The following is a 16,057-nucleotide window of genomic DNA, read 5'->3' on the forward strand; positions in this document are numbered from 1 at the left end:
TTTGTAAAATATTTGATGGATTCTTGTTACACTTTTATTTTACGGGGAGGTTCCTTTTTTTTCAACCTCTTTCTTTTTTTATTTCAGGAATGCTCCTTATATAAAATTGAATACTATCAACATGATATAAGTCAACACAACTATCGCACACATAAAATAATAAATATATTTCCATATATTCCATGATGTTTTAGAAAATGTAACAGGCATAAGCCATCCAAAAGTAAACCCAGCTGCAAGACCGCCTAAATGAGCAAAATTATTTATAGTATTCATAGTAAATCCAAAAAGAATATTTATAATAATAAAAGGTAATAAAGCTGTACCTGTTAGAGGTTTCAACATCCTTGGTGTATCTTGTCTAAAACCAGATCCAAATAAAAGTCCAACAAGACCAAAAATTGCTCCAGAAGCTCCAACAGAAAATGTTCCTGGTATTATAAGTTGTGTCATCAAATTACCAAAAAAACCAGAAATAACATAAACAGAAAAATATTTATAAGGACCATATATTCTCTCAACCATATTTCCAAAATAAAAAAGGGCATACATATTAAATAATATATGTAAAATACCTCCATGTACAAACATGGAAGTTATCAATCTATTAAACTGTCCCGCACTTACAAAAGGTCCATATTGTGCACCAAATCTCAATAAAATCAAAGGATTATTAAAAGCACCAAATCCTCCAAACAAAAACATCAAAGCAAAAATAATTAAATTTGCTATGATTAAATAATTAGTAACAGTTTTCTGCATTATTCCACTCCTTTTGAAAATATGGCAGCAGAAGCAGCTCCTAATATACCTGCATTTTCTACAAGATCTGACTGCTCTATTCTATAAGTGCCTCTAAAACTAACCATAACATATTTTTTTGTTCTTTCTCTTAATGGTTTAAATAAGGTTTCACCAGCTTTACTCATGCCTCCACCTATAATTATCATTTCTGGATTAAACATATGAACATATCCTCCGATGGCCCTTGCAAGAACCTCAACAGTTTCATTAACAACAATTTTTGCAAGTTCATCATTTTCTTCACATGCTTTAAATACATGTTTAGACTCTATTTTGTTTATGTCTCCAGCAAATTTAATCATTAAAGATTCAGGATACCTCGGCGCCAATTCTCTTGCATGTAATCCAACAAATTTAGCTGATGCTACAGATTCCAAACAACCCCTTGAACCACAACCACACATTGGTCCCTCTGGAACTATAACTATATGTCCAAGTTCAGCTCCAATACCATTATTTCCAGTTATAAAAGTACCATTTGCAACTACTCCAGACCCTATACCAGTACCAAGAGTTAAAGCAATAAAATTTTGAGAACCTTTTGCTTTACCAAAATACCATTCTCCAAGAGTAAAAGCATTTGCATCGTTTTCCACTATTATTTCTTTATCAATTAATTCTGAAACTTTTTCTGTAAGATGAAAATCACGCCAATCTGGAAAATTTGGTGAAAATCTAACTATTCCTTTTTTTCTATCAATTGAACCAGGAGATCCAATTCCTACATATTCAAAATCATCATCTCCAGCAACTTCTTTTATAGCTAAAGCAATATTCTCAACGATTTTATCTGGGCCTTTGTCAACCTCTGTAGCTCTTGAAACTTTTCTAACTATTCCTTTTTCTCTATCAACTAATCCAACTTTTATTTCTGTACCACCAAGGTCAACTCCAACTATGTACACTAAAATCACTCTCCTGTATATATTTAAAATTTATTTATTTAATCATCCTTTTATATTATACCTTAAGGAATTTTAATTTACAAAAAATATATTTAAATATTATATTTCATATCCTTTCAATTATCTGTTATAATCATAAAAGTAAAATAATGGAGGTGTAAAAAATGAATTACGCAATAATAGTTTCTGGTGGAATTGGAAAACGTTCTGGTCTTAATATTCCAAAACAATTTTATAAAATACGAAATAAAACAATATTAGAAACAACTATAGAAAAATTTGAAAACTCAAATATAGATAAAATACTTATAGTATCCAATATAGACTACATAAACAAAACAAAAGAAATAACCAAAAAATTCAAAAAAGTTAACACTGTAATAGCTGGTGGAAATTCAAGAGCCGAAAGTGTTTTTGAAGGTTTAAAGTACTTACAAAATAAAAATATAGATATAATTTGCATACATGATGTAGTAAGACCTTTTATTCAATCTGAGGATATCAACAAATACTTAATAGAATCTAAAAATCATGATGCTATAATACCAGCAATACAAGAAATTGATACAATTTCTCTTACAGACTCTAATGGAAATATAATAAAATTTCTTGAACGTTCGAAAGTATTTAGACATTTAACTCCACAATTTTTCAATTATGAAAAATTATTCATTAGTTATAAAAAAAATATAAAAAATATAAAAAAATTTACAGATGATGCTTCAATATACTTTGAAGAATATAAAAATATAAAAATAATACCTGGAAACAAAGAAAATATAAAATTAACAAATCCAGAAGATTTTAAATGAAAAAGAGAGAAATCTAAAGATTTCTCTCTTTTTCATATTTTAAATAAAATTGAATATCCTCAATATCATTACCAAAAAAATCTGCCCCTATTTTTTTATAAAGATTTGAATCTTCATAAAAAGGATATCCACCAACAATTACCATCATTTTTTTTAAATTATCTTCTTTTTTTATACTTTTTACGAGTTTTTTCAAATTATCTAAATTTTTTTTAAGAGTTACAGATATAAGTATTGCATCAAAATTATTTTTATTTAAAAATCGCATATATGATTTTATAGGAACGTTTGTACCTAAATAATTTATATTAAATCCTTCAGCATAAAGCAAATCTGAAATCATCTTTATTCCTATTTCATGATATTCACCCTCAATAGTTCCACAAATTATATTTTTTTGATTTTCTTCATGATTAAATTCATTAACAAAAATATGTGACATTATAATTTTTGTTGATTCAGAAAAATAATGTTCATCACCAACATCGATCTCATTATTTTCCCACATATCTCCAATTTTATACAAAGATTCTCTAAATACATTTAAATAAATATCTTTTATACTAAAATTCATTTTTTTTAGATTTAATATAAATTTTAAAGCTCTATCTAATTCATTATTAAATATCAATTTTATATATTCATCTCTGAATTGTTCAAATTTTTCTAATTTTTTATTTTCAGTATTAAAATTAATCATATTTAACACCCCATATGAATTAATAAAATTTTTATTTATATAAATTTAGCTCTTTTTTATTACTAAAAAATTAATAATAGATTACTTTTTAAAAAGAAAGTTTATTAAATATCATAGGATAAATTCCGATACCAAAAAATACTATAAAAAAATATCTAATCATATCAAAAATAACATGATCAACAAAAAAATTTTTTAATGAAATCTTTAAAATAAAAATTAATCCTATTCCTAAAAAAATTCTTAAAAATTTTTTAATAAATTTTATATCAGTATTAAAATTAATATATTTTTTTTCTAATATAATACCCAAAACAAATCCAAAGTAACTTCCATAAATTTTATAAAAATCTGCCGATTCTACAAATAATAATAAGGGCGCAAAAATCATTAATAAAATAATATACATTTTATTTCTACTCAAAACTCTATAATAAAAAAAGTAAGTAATATAAGAAATAAATACCCCTAAAATAATTCCAACTAAAACATCTTTTGGATAATGAACGCCCAAATAAAGTCTTGAAAAGCCTATTAATATTATCATTATAAAAGAAAAAAAATAAATAGTTTTTTTCCTAATATAAAAAGACAAAGAACTATAAAATGTTCCTGCACCCTGACTATGGCCACTTGGAAAAGAATAACCTGTAGCAGTTTCAACTCTCAAACTTCTTATATTTTCTTCTCCAATTGGTCTATTAAATTTAAATATATCTTTTAAAAAATTATTAACTAATAAGCTCGAAAAAATAGAAAATCCTATATATTCTCCAAATCTCTTATCAATTCCCCAATAAATAACTGCCAAAACCGGTATTATAAAAAGTTCTTCTCCAAAAATAGTTATTATTTCAAAAAAAACATCAAAAAAATTATTATTAATGCTTTGAATACTTTTTAAAATTTCTAGTTCCATAAAAACACCTCAAATTATTATATTTTAATATTATATTATATCATTTTATCTAGTCCATATCTTAACAAGAAATTTATTTATATTAAGAGTATTATGATATGAAAATCATAATACTCTTTTTATATCACGACACTTATTTTAATATTATATGAATATATGTTATAATATATTATAAAAACATTAATATTATAATGATGAGGTGATTAAAATATTGATATACGAAGTTCTTGGTTGGATAAATGTTTTTCTTTTAATATTAAATGGAAGTTTATTTATATTAAAAAAAATTTATAAAAATTATAAATTTAAAAATTCCAAAAATAAAATAAAATATTTATCTTTATTAAAAAAAATCTCTTTTTTTCACAAAATAAATGGACTTTTGATTATATTAATAGCCATAATACATGCATACCTAATACTTGGAACTGTATTTTATATACATACAGGTTCAATTTTATTAATTTTGATAATTATAAACTTTTTATTATATATATTCAAAAATTTAAAAATCTTTAAAAAATGGCTTTTAATACATAAATTAAATACAATTATTATATTCACCGCATTAATAATCCATTTAACAAATCCATGGATATTCGGATAATAAAGGAGGAAAAACAAATGAAAAAATTTTTTTTGATATTTATCTTTATTATAAGTATAATATTCATATTTTCTGAAAAGAGTTTATTAATCAAAGATTTTGAATATAAAAACGAAATTATAACTAAAACTGGAATGAAAATTTATTGGACTTTTAATGAAGAAAAAAGTATATATATGCTTTTAAAAGCCCCTTCTAACGGATGGATATCTATAGGTTTCAATCCAACATTTAAAATGAAAGATGCAAAAATAATTTTAATAGGATTTGAAAAAAATAACATTATTCTCGAAGAACATTTAGGAGTTTCATCTACAAAACATAAAAAAATTGATGAAAAATACATAAAAAAATATACTGGTAAAAGATCAAAAGAATTTTCAATAGCTGAGTTTGAAATTCCATTAAATAAAGAATCAAGATATACAATAACAAAAAATGAAATCATAAAAGTAATAACAGCTTTTCATAATAATTCTGATAATTTTTTAATCAGACATTCCAAAAGAGAAACTTTAAACATTAAATTTTAAGAGGCTATATATAGTCTCTTTTTATTTTCTGTAACTTTTGTTACTGATTAATTTTTCATATATTGATACAATTTATCCGAATTAAAACATGAGGTGAAAAATATGAAAATAGATGAGAATAATTCAATATATGAAATAATTACAAAATATCCTGAAACTTTAGAAATATTAATTGAAATGGGTTTTAAAGAATTCAAAAATATGAATAAATTAAAAACTCTTGGAAAAAATATAAATCTAAAAATGGCTTTAGATATGAAACAAATACCATTAAATATTTTTTTAAAAAACTTAGAGTTAAAAATCAATAATAAAAAAGAAAAAGAAGAAGTAATAAATATAAAAGGAATACTACCTTGTCCAGTAAAAATACCCATACTCGAAGAATTAAACAAATATATAAAAGAAAAAAAAGAAAATTTCAACATTGACTTAAAAACTGCTTCAATGGGCATAAATTGGTTAAAAGAAGATTATAAGATTTCTATAAAAAATAAAGTACCAGATATATTTATTTCTGCTGGATTTGATTTATTTTTTAATAAAAAAACATATCAAAATTTTCAAGATCTATCAAACATAAAAAATTATAATAAAGATTTTCAAAATGATGAAATTAATTTAAAAGACCCAAAAAACACTTATTCTATTTTAGCAGTTGTTCCAGCAATTTTTTTGATTAATAAAAATGAATTAAAAAATGAAATACCTGATAGTTGGGAAGATTTATTATCTGGAAAATATGATAATAAAGTAAGTTTACCCATAACTGATTTCGACTTATTTAACGCTATTCTTCTTAATATACATAAAAAATTTGGTGAAGAAGGAATTGAGAGTTTAAAAAAAACATTAATAAGTAATCTTCATCCTTCTCAAATGGTTCAATCGTATAAAACAAAGCTAAACAAACCTGCTATAACTATAATGCCATATTTTTTTACAAAAACTATAAATAAAAACTCACCAATGATTCCAATATGGCCTAAAGATGGAGCTATAATAAGTCCCATATTTATGATAAATAAAAATAATAATAAATTAAAAAATATTTCAGAATTTTTCGCTTCAAAAAAAATAGGAAAAATTTTTTCATATAATGGCAAATTTCCAAGTACACATCCTGATATTGATAACATGATCACGAAAGATAATAAATACTTATGGTTAGGTTGGGATTATATATACAACAATGATCTTTCTGAATTAATAAAAAAACTAAAAAATATATTTTAATAAATAGAAAGGATAATCTAAATATGAACTTAATAACAATATCTGGTCCGCCATCATCAGGAAAAACATCGATAATATTAAAAACTATTCAAGCTTTAAAAGAAAGAAATTTAACAGTAGGCGTAGTAAAATTCGATTGTTTATACACAGATGATGATAAATTATATAAAAAAATGAAAATCCCTGTAAAAAAAGGTTTATCAGGTTCATTATGTCCAGATCATTATTTCATAAGTAATATAGAAGAAGTTGTAGAATGGGGATTAAAAAACGAATTAGATGTTTTAATAACAGAAAGTGCTGGACTTTGTAACAGATGTTCACCTTATATAAAAGATATAAAATCAGTATGTGTTATAGATAACTTAAGTGGTATAAACACTCCCAAAAAAATAGGTCCTATGTTAAAAACAGCTGATATAGTAATAATTACAAAGGGAGATATAGTGTCACAAGCTGAAAGAGAAGTTTTTTCATCAAGAGTACAAACAGTAAATTCAAAAGCAATAATAATACATATAAATGGATTGACTGGACAAGGTTCTTATGAATTCAGTACATTAATATACGACAAAAAAAATTCAATAAAAAGTGTTTCGGGAAAAGAATTAAGATACCCTATGCCATCAGCTTTATGTTCATATTGCCTTGGAGAAACACGAATAGGAAAAGATTTTCAAATCGGTAATATAAGAAAAATAAATTTAGGTGATTTTGATGATTAAAAAAAATAGTTTTAAAAATTTAAAAATTTTTGAAATAGAAGAAAAATATCCTTTTTCAAAATCTTTTTTTAAACAAAATCAAATTCCCATAGAAAACCATAGAGAAAAAACAATAACTGAAATTCTAAAAAATCTTGATGAATTTGAAATGGAAAAAATTGGTATGACAGAAGAAGAAATAATAGATAATCTTATATACTATATAGATGAAATGCTAAAATTTATTGGGGTAGACAATACAAATGAAGTGGAATCATTAACAATAATAAGTGGTACAGATAAATCTGGAAAGAAAGAAAAATTTGATTCTATAAATATAAAAAAAAGTGAAATTATTTCAATAGTTGGACCAACTGGTTCTGGAAAAAGTAGATTATTAGCTGATATTGAATGGACTGCAAATAAAGATACTCCAACTAAAAGACAAATTTTAATAAATAACAGAATTCCAGATCCTAAATGGAGATTTTCAACTTCAAATAAGCTTGTGGCTGAATTATCTCAAAATATGAACTTTATAATGGACTTAAGTGTGAAAGAATTTCTTAAATTGCATGCACAAAGTAGATTAATAAATAATCCAATAAAAATAATAAAAGAAATAATAGAATCTGCTAATTATTTGTCTGGAGAAAGTTTCAATGATAAAACACCAATAACAAGTCTTAGTGGTGGACAATCAAGAGCTTTAATGATAGCTGACACAGCTATTCTTAGTAAATCGCCAATAGTATTAATAGATGAAATAGAAAATGCTGGAATAGATAGAAAAAAAGCTATTAATTTACTTATAAACAAAGAAAAAATAGTATTAATTGCCACTCATGATCCATTACTTGCATTGATGGCTAATAAAAGAATAGTTATAAAAAATGGTGGTATTGAAAAAGTAATGATAACAAATAATAAAGAAATCCAAAATTTAAAAAAATTAGAAACACTTGAAAAAGAGATTCAAAATATAAGAACAGAGCTCAGAAACGGTAAAATAATAGAAAATATAAACATATAATATCTTCAACAAGGAGGGGTATCAAATGAGTATGTTTTGTTATCAATGTCAAGAAACTGCAAAAGGAACAGGTTGTACAGTAATGGGAGTATGTGGTAAAACTTCTGAAGTTGCAAACTTACAAGATCTTTTATTGTATACAATAAAAGGTATAGCTTTACTAAATGAAAAAGGGAAAAAAGGAAATTTAAAATTTCCAAAAGCAGACTATTTTATAATGAATGGGCTTTTTATGACTATAACAAATGCAAATTTTGATGAAAAAGCTTTCATAGAAGAAATAAAAGAAGGTTTAGTATTAAGAGAAAATATAAAAAAAGAATTACTAAAAAATAATTTATTAGTTGATGAATTACATGACTGTGCCGTTTGGACTGCAAATACTGAAGAAGAAATAAAAGCTAAATCTGATTCTGTACAAGTTGGAATTTTAGCAACAAAAAATGAAGATATCAGATCTTTGAGAGAATTAATAACTTATGGATTAAAAGGTATAGCTGCATATGCTGAACATGCATATAACTTAAGCAATATAAATCAAGAAATATTCGATTTTGTATCAAAAGCACTTACAAAAACATTGAATGATGATCTCAGTATTGATGATCTCGTATCCTTAACTTTAGAAACTGGAAAATATGGCGTAGATGTAATGGCTTTATTAGATCAAGCTAATACTTCTACATATGGGAATCCAGAAATTACTGAAGTAAATATAGGTGTAAAAAATAATCCTGCAATCTTAATATCTGGACATGACTTAAAAGATTTAGAACAATTATTAGAACAAACTCAAAACACAGGAGTAGATGTATATACTCATGGTGAGATGCTTCCAGCACATTATTATCCTAAATTTAAGAAATACAATAACTTTATAGGAAATTATGGAAACTCTTGGTGGAAACAAAAAGAAGAATTCGAATCTTTTAATGGCCCAATTCTTTTTACAACAAATTGCATAGTACCACCAAAACCAGCGCATATAAATAGAATATATACAACAGGTTCAGCTGGTTATCCAGGATGTAAACATATTGAAAAAGATTCTAATGGAAAAAAAGACTTTACTGAAATAATAAATCATGCAAAAAAACTAAATTCTCCAAAGGAAATAGAAAATGGTAAAATAACTGGAGGTTTTGCACATGCTCAAGTATTTGCACTTGCTGATAAAATTGTAAATGCAATTAAAACTAAAAAAATTAAAAAGTTTTTTGTAATGGCTGGTTGCGATGGTAGAATGAAATCCAGAGAATATTACACAGATTTTGCCAAAAAGTTGCCAGAAGATACTATAATACTTACAGCTGGATGTGCCAAATACAGATATAATAAATTAAATCTTGGAGATATAGATGGAATTCCAAGAGTTCTTGATGCTGGTCAATGTAATGATTCATATTCTTTAGCAGTTATAGCTTTGAAATTAAAAGAAATTTTTGAATTAAATGATATAAATGAACTACCTATTGCATATAATATAGCTTGGTATGAGCAAAAAGCAGTAATAGTTTTATTAGCATTATTATATTTAGGTGTAAAAAATATAAAACTTGGTCCTACATTACCTGGATTTTTATCACCAAATGTAGCTAATGTGCTTGTAAAAAATTTTGGGATAAATACTATTAACAATATAGATGATGATATGAAACAATTATTATAATTGTAAAAAGGAATCCTATAAAAAAGGATTCCTTTTTGTATAAATTATTAACTTCTATGATACAATCTTCTATAATCAGCTGGACGAATTCCAGTATTTTTTTTAAACAATTCTGAAAATCTACTTGCACTTTTATAACCGACTATATTTGCTATCTGACCAACATTGAGATCTGTTTTCATTAAAAGATGTTGTGCTTCAGTAACACGTTTTCTTTGTATATACTCCGTTATAGTACATTTATTAACCATTTTAAATGTTTTCTTCAATTTTGTAAGACCCATACAAGCTATTTTAGATAACTTATCTAAAGTTAAATCAAAAGAATAATGATCATTTATATATAAATTAACATTTTTAATATATTCTCTATCTTCTTTAGATAAATTTTTTTCTTCATTAATTTTATATGCATACCTATCATAAATTAAAGATAATGCTTCAAAAACTTTTCCTTCATAAAAAAGTTTTGCCGAAATACCTTTACCTCTATAATTTAAAAGTTGATAAAGCAGCATAACTATCTCTGGAAAATCTTCTTTTTCATCCACACTTAATAAGGCTTTTCTTGGATTAATATATTCTTTTCCAAATTTTTTAATTAAATAATTATCACAATATTCAGGTAAAAATTCTATACCTATTGTTTTTATTGGTATATTTTTATGAAATATAGCTTGATATTTGTTTTTTGCCCAAAAACTTTTAATAATACCCGAACTCAATCTATTATAAGGGTTAAGTTCTTCGCCAGAAACAGATTCAAAATAAGAAATACTAAAATATTCATCTAAATCATGCTCCATATAAAAATCATCATTAAAATAAAAATCATGAATTACAATAGAAAATAAATTTTCATTATTATAAATCCAATAATATCCTTTTCCAATATAAGGATCTAATGCATAACATTTTCCAATATTATTAAATTTTGTACAAGAAAAAATTTCTTTAAATCCAAAACGTTTTAATTCTTTTTCATGTATATTTGCTTGAATTTTTACCCCTCCTTATCATGATTAGACATTACTTTATCCCAAAAAGACTTATAACAAAAAAAACTATTAAAATTTTAATATTAATATATTATAATGTAGGAGAAACTACAAATGTTCTATTCAATTATATATATTCAATTAAAATTTGTCAAATAAAACAATAATTTATAAAGAAGGTGTATTAAACAGTGTCATTAAAAAACAAATCAACATTAAAAAAGTTATTAGAATTTGCAGATAATAGAAAATATTTTATTATATTTTCTATATTTTTTTCAGCACTAAGTTCTATCTTGTCTTTTTTACCTTTTATATTTATATGGTTTATAATAAAAGACATACTTTCTGTTTTTCCTGATATAACTAAAGCAACAGAAACAGTTAAATATGGATGGTTAGCTATGGGAAGTTCAGTAATAAGTGTTCTTTTATATTTTACAAGTTTAATACTTTCTCATCTCGCTGCATTTAGGGTTGAAAAAAATATCAGAAAATTCTCAATGCATAAAATTATAACTTTACCTATAGGGTATTTTAAACAAAATCCAAGTGGAAAATTAAGAAAAATAATAGATGATAATGCAAGTTTAACCCATACATTTTTGGCTCATCAACTTCCTGATATATCTGGATTAGCTGTAATGCCTTTTGCAATAATAACAATATTATTTATATTTGATTGGAAACTTGGTATTGTATGTTTATTTCCATTAATGATAAGTTTTTTATTTTTAAAAGAAATGATAGGCGGAAACAGACAAATGTTTATGGAAAATTATATGAATTCGCTTGAAACCATGAACTCTTCTGCTGTTGAATATATAAGAGGAATTCCAGTTGTAAAAGTTTTTCAACAAACTGTTTTTTCATTTAAAAATTTTTATAATTCTATTAAAAATTATAAAAAATATGCTTCAAATTTTGCATTAAGTTGTAGAATTCCTTTAATAAAATATACATTATCAATAAATTTACCTTCGATGCTTTTAATACCATTTGGCTTGATCATATTATTAAATACAAATAATTATAAGTCTGCCCTATTAGATCTCATATTTTATATGTTATTTGTACCCGTATGTACAGTTATGATGAATAAAATAATGCATTTAAGTGAAAGTGTAATGTCCGCAAGGGAAGCTTTAAATAGAGTAGAAAATATTTTAGAAGAAAAAAACATAAATTTTTCAGAAAAAAATATTACTATAGAAAATTTTTCTATAAAATTTAATAATATTACTTTTAAATATCCAAATGCGAAAGAACCTGTATTAAAAAATATAAATTTAGAAATACCAGAAGGAAAAGTTATAGCATTAGTAGGACCCTCTGGTGGTGGAAAAAGTACTTTAGCAAATTTAATACCAAGATTTTGGGATATAGATCAAGGAAGTATAACTATTGATAATATAAATATAAAAGATATACCTGAAAAACAATTAATGGATAACATAGCTTTTGTTTTTCAAAATAGTAAATTATTTAAAACAAGTTTATTCGAAAATATAAAAATGGGAAATCCAAAAGCTACGAAAAAAGATGTATTAAAAGCTGCCAATTTAGCTCAATGTGATGATATATTACAGAAAATGCCTCATGGATTAGAAACTGTAATAGGAACTAAAGGTGTTTATTTATCAGGAGGAGAACAACAAAGAATAGCTCTTGCAAGAGCTATTTTAAAAGACTCTCCTATAATAATTTTAGACGAAGCAACTGCATTTGCCGATCCAGAAAATGAGTATCAAATTCAAAAAGCTTTTGAATCTTTAATTGAAAATAAAACTGTTTTAATAATAGCCCATAGATTATCTTCAATAAAAAATGTTGATAAAATATTTGTTATAAAAAATGGAAGAATAGAAGAATCTGGTAATCATAATGAATTATTACTAAATGACAAATTATATTCAAAAATGTGGGATGAATATAAATCTTCTATATCCTGGAAAGTTGGAAAGGAGAATATAAATGTATAATTATCTTAAAAATAAATTTGCATTAAGTAATATAGGTACTAAAAGTCTCATAAAAGGCATCTTTTTAAGTTCTTTAATAAATCTTTGTATGATGCTACCTGTAGGAATTTTTATAATGATGATAAATGAATTACTAAATCCATTAATTCAATCAAATTCTCAATTTCCAAGTATATTAAAATATTTAACTTTGATAATAATAACATTAATAATAATGTTTATAGTTAATTATTTTCAATATTCATCAGTATATATATCAACTTATAATGAAAGTGAAAACAGACGTATAAAACTCGCTGAAAAATTAAGAGAACTTCCACTTTCTTTTTTTGGGAAAAGAAATGTATCAGATTTAACAAGTATATTACTCGCTGATTGTGCCTCTTTAGAACATGCTTTTTCACATGCAATACCTCAATTATTTGGTTCTATAATATCAAAAATAATAATAATAATAGCATTAATAACTATGAATTGGAAGATGGGATTAGCTGTATTGTGGGTATTACCTGTATCATTTGGAATAATAATTATCTCAAAAAAAATACAAACAAGAACAAAAGCTTTACACAAAAAAGCCAAACTCGATGCTACTGAACAAATTCAAGAATGTTTTGAAAATATACAAGATATTAAAGCATATAATATAACTAAAAATTATATGAATGATCTCGATAGAAAATTAGATATTTCTGAAAAAGCTCAAATAAAATCAGAATTCATAATGGCAACCTTTGTAACCTCTTCACAAGCTATTTTAAGATTGGGATTAGTAACAGTTGTTCTAATAGGAAGTAATCTATTAATAAATGGACAAACAGATTTTATAACTTATTTAATTTTCTTAATAACAGCATCGAGATTATATGATCCTTTATCTGGAAATCTTGAAAATATAGCTGAAATATTCAGTATAGAATTACCAATAAATAGAATGAAAGAAATAGAAAATTATAAAATTCAAAATGGTAAAAAAGAATATGAATTAAAAAATTTTGATATAAAGTTTGAAAACATTTCATTTTCTTATAAAAAAGATGAACCCGTTTTAAAAAATATAAATTTCACAGCAAAGCAAGGTGAAGTAACTGCTTTAATAGGTCCTTCTGGTTGTGGAAAAAGTACAATTGCAAAACTTGCTGCAAGATTTTGGGATCCTGATGATGGAAAAATCTTTTTAGGAGAAAATGATATAAACAAAATAGATCCAGAATCTTTATTAAAAAACTATACCATAGTATTTCAAGACGTCACCCTTTTTAATGATTCTATATTAGAAAACATAAGAATAGGTAATAGAAATGCAAGTGATCAAGAAGTTAAAAAAGCGGCTAAACTTGCTATGTGTGATGATTTTATAAATAAATTGCCTGATAAATATAACACCATAATTGGAGAGAATGGTTCTTCTCTTTCTGGTGGTGAAAGGCAAAGAATCTCAATTGCAAGAGCTTTTTTAAAAAATTCTCCTATAGTTCTTTTAGATGAAGCAACTGCTTCTTTAGATGTAGAAAATGAAACCCAAATACAAAAAGCAATTTCAAAACTAATCCAAAATAAAACTGTTATAGTAGTAGCTCATCGTATGAGAACAATAGAAAATGCTGACAAAATAATAGTATTGGATGATGGTCATATAATTCAAGAAGGCAATTCAAAAGAATTATTAAATAAAAATGGACTATTCAAACATATGTTAGAACTTCAAAATCAAAGTATGGAATGGTCTTTATAGCAGGAGGATAAAATGACGGATGAAAGATCAGAATTATTAACTCAAAAACCTATTAAGTTGATGTTTAAATTATGTACTCCAGCAATAATAGGAATGGTTGTCATAGGATTATATTCATTTATGGATGGAGTATATGCAGGTCAAATGCTTGGTTCTAAAGAAATGGGTGCAATTTCAATAGCTTATCCAATTACTTTCATAAATAATGGAATAGCAACATTAATAGGCATAGGATCAGCCTCTTTACTTTCAAGGGCTATAGGTAAAAAAGATTATAAAACTATTGATAAAATAATGGGAAATTTAATAGCAACTGTTTTATTATTATCGAGTATAGTAATGGTTTTTGGTATAATATTCGCAAAACAACTTTTACAATTAAGTGGTGCTGAAGGTGATATATTAGAATTTGGTATAAGATATTTAAGAATAATCTTTTTAGGTTCAATATTTGTCAATTTTGCTCAAAGTGCTAATATGGTTATGAGAGGCGAAGGAATAATGAAAAAAGCCATGTTAATAATGGGTTTTGGTGCAATATTAAATATTATTCTTGATCCAATATTTATTTTACTATTTAAAGAAAAAGGATTAGAAGGCCTTGCAATGGCAACATTAACTTCTCAAATAATACAAGCAATTATAACTTTAAAATATTTTCTAACAAAAAGTAAATTTATAAAAATAAAAAAAATAAAAATAGAAAAATCTCTTCTAAAAGATATTTTTTCAGTTGGTATTTCAGCTATGATGATGCAAATATTAAGTATGGTTCAACAAATGCTATTATATAGAATGGCATTTAAATATGGAGATCAAACTCAAGGTATTTTAATGGCTGCCTCTTTAAGAATTCAAGCCTTTTCTTTTATACCGTTATGGGGAATGTCTCAAGGTTTACAACCTGCAATTGGAACTAATTATGGAGCAAAAATGTATGATAGAGTCAAAAAAATAAATAATACTTTTGTCTTAGGTGCAACTGTTCTTGCAATGATTTTTTGGCTTCCTATAGAATTATTTTCAAAACAAGTTTTATCCCTATTCATAACAAATGAAAGCATAGTAAACACAGGAATATCAAACTTCAGAATTTTTTATAGCATATTTATTCTGTATGGTTTAATGATAATGATGATAACTTTTTTTCAGTCAATTGGAAATGCAAAAAGTGCTGGAATTTTAGTATTTTCAAGACAATTAATATTTTTTGTACCCGCAATAATAATTATGCCAAAGATATTTGGAATATCTGCTGTTTGGTTTACTCAACCATTATTTGATGGAATAGTGATATTATTAGGAACTTTATTATTATTAAAAGAATATAAAAAAATGTCTAAATTAACATTAGTTAATGCATAATAAAATCGCTAATAGTAATTACTATTAGCGATTTTATTTTTATCTATAATTTTTT

General features: G+C 24.7%; 15 protein-coding genes. 10 read left to right on the plus strand and 5 right to left on the minus strand.

Features of this window, described 5'->3' with window-relative positions; translation table 11 throughout:
• Positions 1 to 96 precede the first annotated feature (96 nt).
• Together PWP28_RS12775 and PWP28_RS12780 are read right to left on the minus strand one after the other, a co-directional pair.
• Complete coding sequence (locus tag PWP28_RS12775) at positions 97 to 762, minus strand: rhomboid family intramembrane serine protease (protein ID WP_308644910.1); 666 nt, start codon at positions 760 to 762, stop codon at positions 97 to 99.
• Positions 762 to 1,709, minus strand: coding sequence for an ROK family protein (locus tag PWP28_RS12780; protein WP_109603607.1), 948 nt, complete (start codon positions 1,707 to 1,709; stop codon positions 762 to 764). Before PWP28_RS12780 ends, PWP28_RS12775 begins: the two co-directional genes overlap by 1 nt.
• Positions 1,710 to 1,873: 164 nt before the next feature.
• On the opposite strand from PWP28_RS12780, the gene PWP28_RS12785 reads away from it, so the two are divergent.
• A complete protein-coding gene (locus tag PWP28_RS12785) occupies positions 1,874 to 2,521 on the plus strand; it encodes an IspD/TarI family cytidylyltransferase (protein ID WP_109603608.1) in 648 nt (215 codons plus the stop codon).
• 13 nt (positions 2,522 to 2,534) lie between these two features.
• Here the strand turns inward: PWP28_RS12785 and PWP28_RS12790 are convergent, their stop codons facing one another.
• On the minus strand, positions 2,535 to 3,221 hold the full coding sequence (locus tag PWP28_RS12790; RefSeq protein ID WP_305081067.1) for a B12-binding domain-containing protein: 687 nt from the start codon (positions 3,219 to 3,221) through the stop codon (positions 2,535 to 2,537).
• An 88-nt stretch (positions 3,222 to 3,309) separates the two neighbouring features.
• The gene (locus PWP28_RS12795) at positions 3,310 to 4,140 is read right to left on the minus strand and encodes a phosphatase PAP2 family protein (protein WP_308644911.1); all 831 of its coding nucleotides are present in this window, start codon (positions 4,138 to 4,140) and stop codon (positions 3,310 to 3,312) included.
• A gap of 211 nt (positions 4,141 to 4,351) precedes the next feature.
• Here PWP28_RS12795 and PWP28_RS12800 point away from each other — a divergent pair, with 211 nt between their 5' ends.
• The 6 genes from PWP28_RS12800 to hcp all read left to right on the plus strand — a co-directional run bounded on the left by PWP28_RS12800 (position 4,352) and on the right by hcp (position 9,922).
• Positions 4,352 to 4,747 carry a hypothetical protein gene (locus tag PWP28_RS12800; RefSeq protein ID WP_308644912.1) on the plus strand — a complete coding sequence of 132 codons (396 nt, stop codon included), beginning with the start codon at positions 4,352 to 4,354 and terminating at the stop codon, positions 4,745 to 4,747.
• 17 nt (positions 4,748 to 4,764) lie between these two features.
• Positions 4,765 to 5,280, plus strand: a complete 516-nt coding sequence (locus PWP28_RS12805; RefSeq protein WP_308644913.1) for a DOMON domain-containing protein — start codon at positions 4,765 to 4,767, stop codon at positions 5,278 to 5,280.
• Positions 5,281 to 5,382: 102 nt separating this feature from the next.
• On the plus strand, positions 5,383 to 6,516 hold the full coding sequence (locus PWP28_RS12810) for an ABC transporter substrate-binding protein (RefSeq protein ID WP_109603614.1): 1,134 nt from the start codon (positions 5,383 to 5,385) through the stop codon (positions 6,514 to 6,516).
• Positions 6,517 to 6,539: 23 nt separating this feature from the next.
• Complete coding sequence (locus tag PWP28_RS12815) at positions 6,540 to 7,241, plus strand: GTP-binding protein (protein ID WP_308644914.1); 702 nt, start codon at positions 6,540 to 6,542, stop codon at positions 7,239 to 7,241.
• On the plus strand, positions 7,234 to 8,253 hold the full coding sequence (locus tag PWP28_RS12820) for an ATP-binding cassette domain-containing protein (protein WP_308644915.1): 1,020 nt from the start codon (positions 7,234 to 7,236) through the stop codon (positions 8,251 to 8,253). The genes PWP28_RS12815 and PWP28_RS12820 overlap by 8 nt, the downstream gene beginning before the upstream one ends.
• 25 nt (positions 8,254 to 8,278) lie before the next feature.
• Positions 8,279 to 9,922 (plus strand): hydroxylamine reductase, encoded by a 1,644-nt coding sequence (gene hcp / locus PWP28_RS12825; protein WP_109603617.1) that lies wholly within the window; start codon positions 8,279 to 8,281, stop codon positions 9,920 to 9,922.
• Between the two features lie 47 nt (positions 9,923 to 9,969).
• Here the strand turns inward: hcp and PWP28_RS12830 are convergent, their stop codons facing one another.
• Positions 9,970 to 10,728, minus strand: coding sequence for an AraC family transcriptional regulator (locus PWP28_RS12830; protein WP_305081071.1), 759 nt, complete (start codon positions 10,726 to 10,728; stop codon positions 9,970 to 9,972).
• Positions 10,729 to 11,111: 383 nt separating this feature from the next.
• Between PWP28_RS12830 and PWP28_RS12835 the strand changes: the two genes are divergently transcribed.
• Genes PWP28_RS12835 through PWP28_RS12845 form a run of 3 tightly spaced genes read left to right on the plus strand, consistent with a single transcriptional unit; the run spans position 11,112 to position 16,002 of the window.
• Positions 11,112 to 12,902, plus strand: coding sequence for an ABC transporter ATP-binding protein (locus PWP28_RS12835; protein WP_308644916.1), 1,791 nt, complete (start codon positions 11,112 to 11,114; stop codon positions 12,900 to 12,902).
• Positions 12,895 to 14,637, plus strand: coding sequence for an ABC transporter ATP-binding protein (locus PWP28_RS12840; RefSeq protein WP_308644917.1), 1,743 nt, complete (start codon positions 12,895 to 12,897; stop codon positions 14,635 to 14,637). The genes PWP28_RS12835 and PWP28_RS12840 overlap by 8 nt, the downstream gene beginning before the upstream one ends.
• Before the next feature lie 12 nt (positions 14,638 to 14,649).
• A complete protein-coding gene (locus PWP28_RS12845; protein ID WP_109603621.1) occupies positions 14,650 to 16,002 on the plus strand; it encodes an MATE family efflux transporter in 1,353 nt (450 codons plus the stop codon).
• Positions 16,003 to 16,057: the final 55 nt, after the last annotated feature.

Source organism: Oceanotoga sp., from assembly GCF_030445905.1.
GTDB classification, from domain to species: domain Bacteria; phylum Thermotogota; class Thermotogae; order Petrotogales; family Petrotogaceae; genus Oceanotoga; species Oceanotoga teriensis.

What these genes read in the sequence shown, in the direction of transcription:
- PWP28_RS12815 (WP_308644914.1), top strand. Translation starts at nt 6,540, where the DNA reads ATGAACTTAATAACAATATCTGGTCCGCCATCATCAGGAAAAACATCG.
- PWP28_RS12805 (WP_308644913.1), top strand. Translation starts at nt 4,765, where the DNA reads ATGAAAAAATTTTTTTTGATATTTATCTTTATTATAAGTATAATATTC.
- PWP28_RS12845 (WP_109603621.1), top strand. Translation starts at nt 14,650, where the DNA reads ATGACGGATGAAAGATCAGAATTATTAACTCAAAAACCTATTAAGTTG.
- PWP28_RS12820 (WP_308644915.1), top strand. Translation starts at nt 7,234, where the DNA reads ATGATTAAAAAAAATAGTTTTAAAAATTTAAAAATTTTTGAAATAGAA.
- PWP28_RS12840 (WP_308644917.1), top strand. Translation starts at nt 12,895, where the DNA reads ATGTATAATTATCTTAAAAATAAATTTGCATTAAGTAATATAGGTACT.
- PWP28_RS12775 (WP_308644910.1), bottom strand. Translation starts at nt 762, where the DNA reads ATGCAGAAAACTGTTACTAATTATTTAATCATAGCAAATTTAATTATT.
- PWP28_RS12830 (WP_305081071.1), bottom strand. Translation starts at nt 10,728, where the DNA reads ATGGAGCATGATTTAGATGAATATTTTAGTATTTCTTATTTTGAATCT.
- PWP28_RS12785 (WP_109603608.1), top strand. Translation starts at nt 1,874, where the DNA reads ATGAATTACGCAATAATAGTTTCTGGTGGAATTGGAAAACGTTCTGGT.
- PWP28_RS12790 (WP_305081067.1), bottom strand. Translation starts at nt 3,221, where the DNA reads ATGATTAATTTTAATACTGAAAATAAAAAATTAGAAAAATTTGAACAA.
- PWP28_RS12810 (WP_109603614.1), top strand. Translation starts at nt 5,383, where the DNA reads ATGAAAATAGATGAGAATAATTCAATATATGAAATAATTACAAAATAT.
- hcp (WP_109603617.1), top strand. Translation starts at nt 8,279, where the DNA reads ATGAGTATGTTTTGTTATCAATGTCAAGAAACTGCAAAAGGAACAGGT.
- PWP28_RS12795 (WP_308644911.1), bottom strand. Translation starts at nt 4,140, where the DNA reads ATGGAACTAGAAATTTTAAAAAGTATTCAAAGCATTAATAATAATTTT.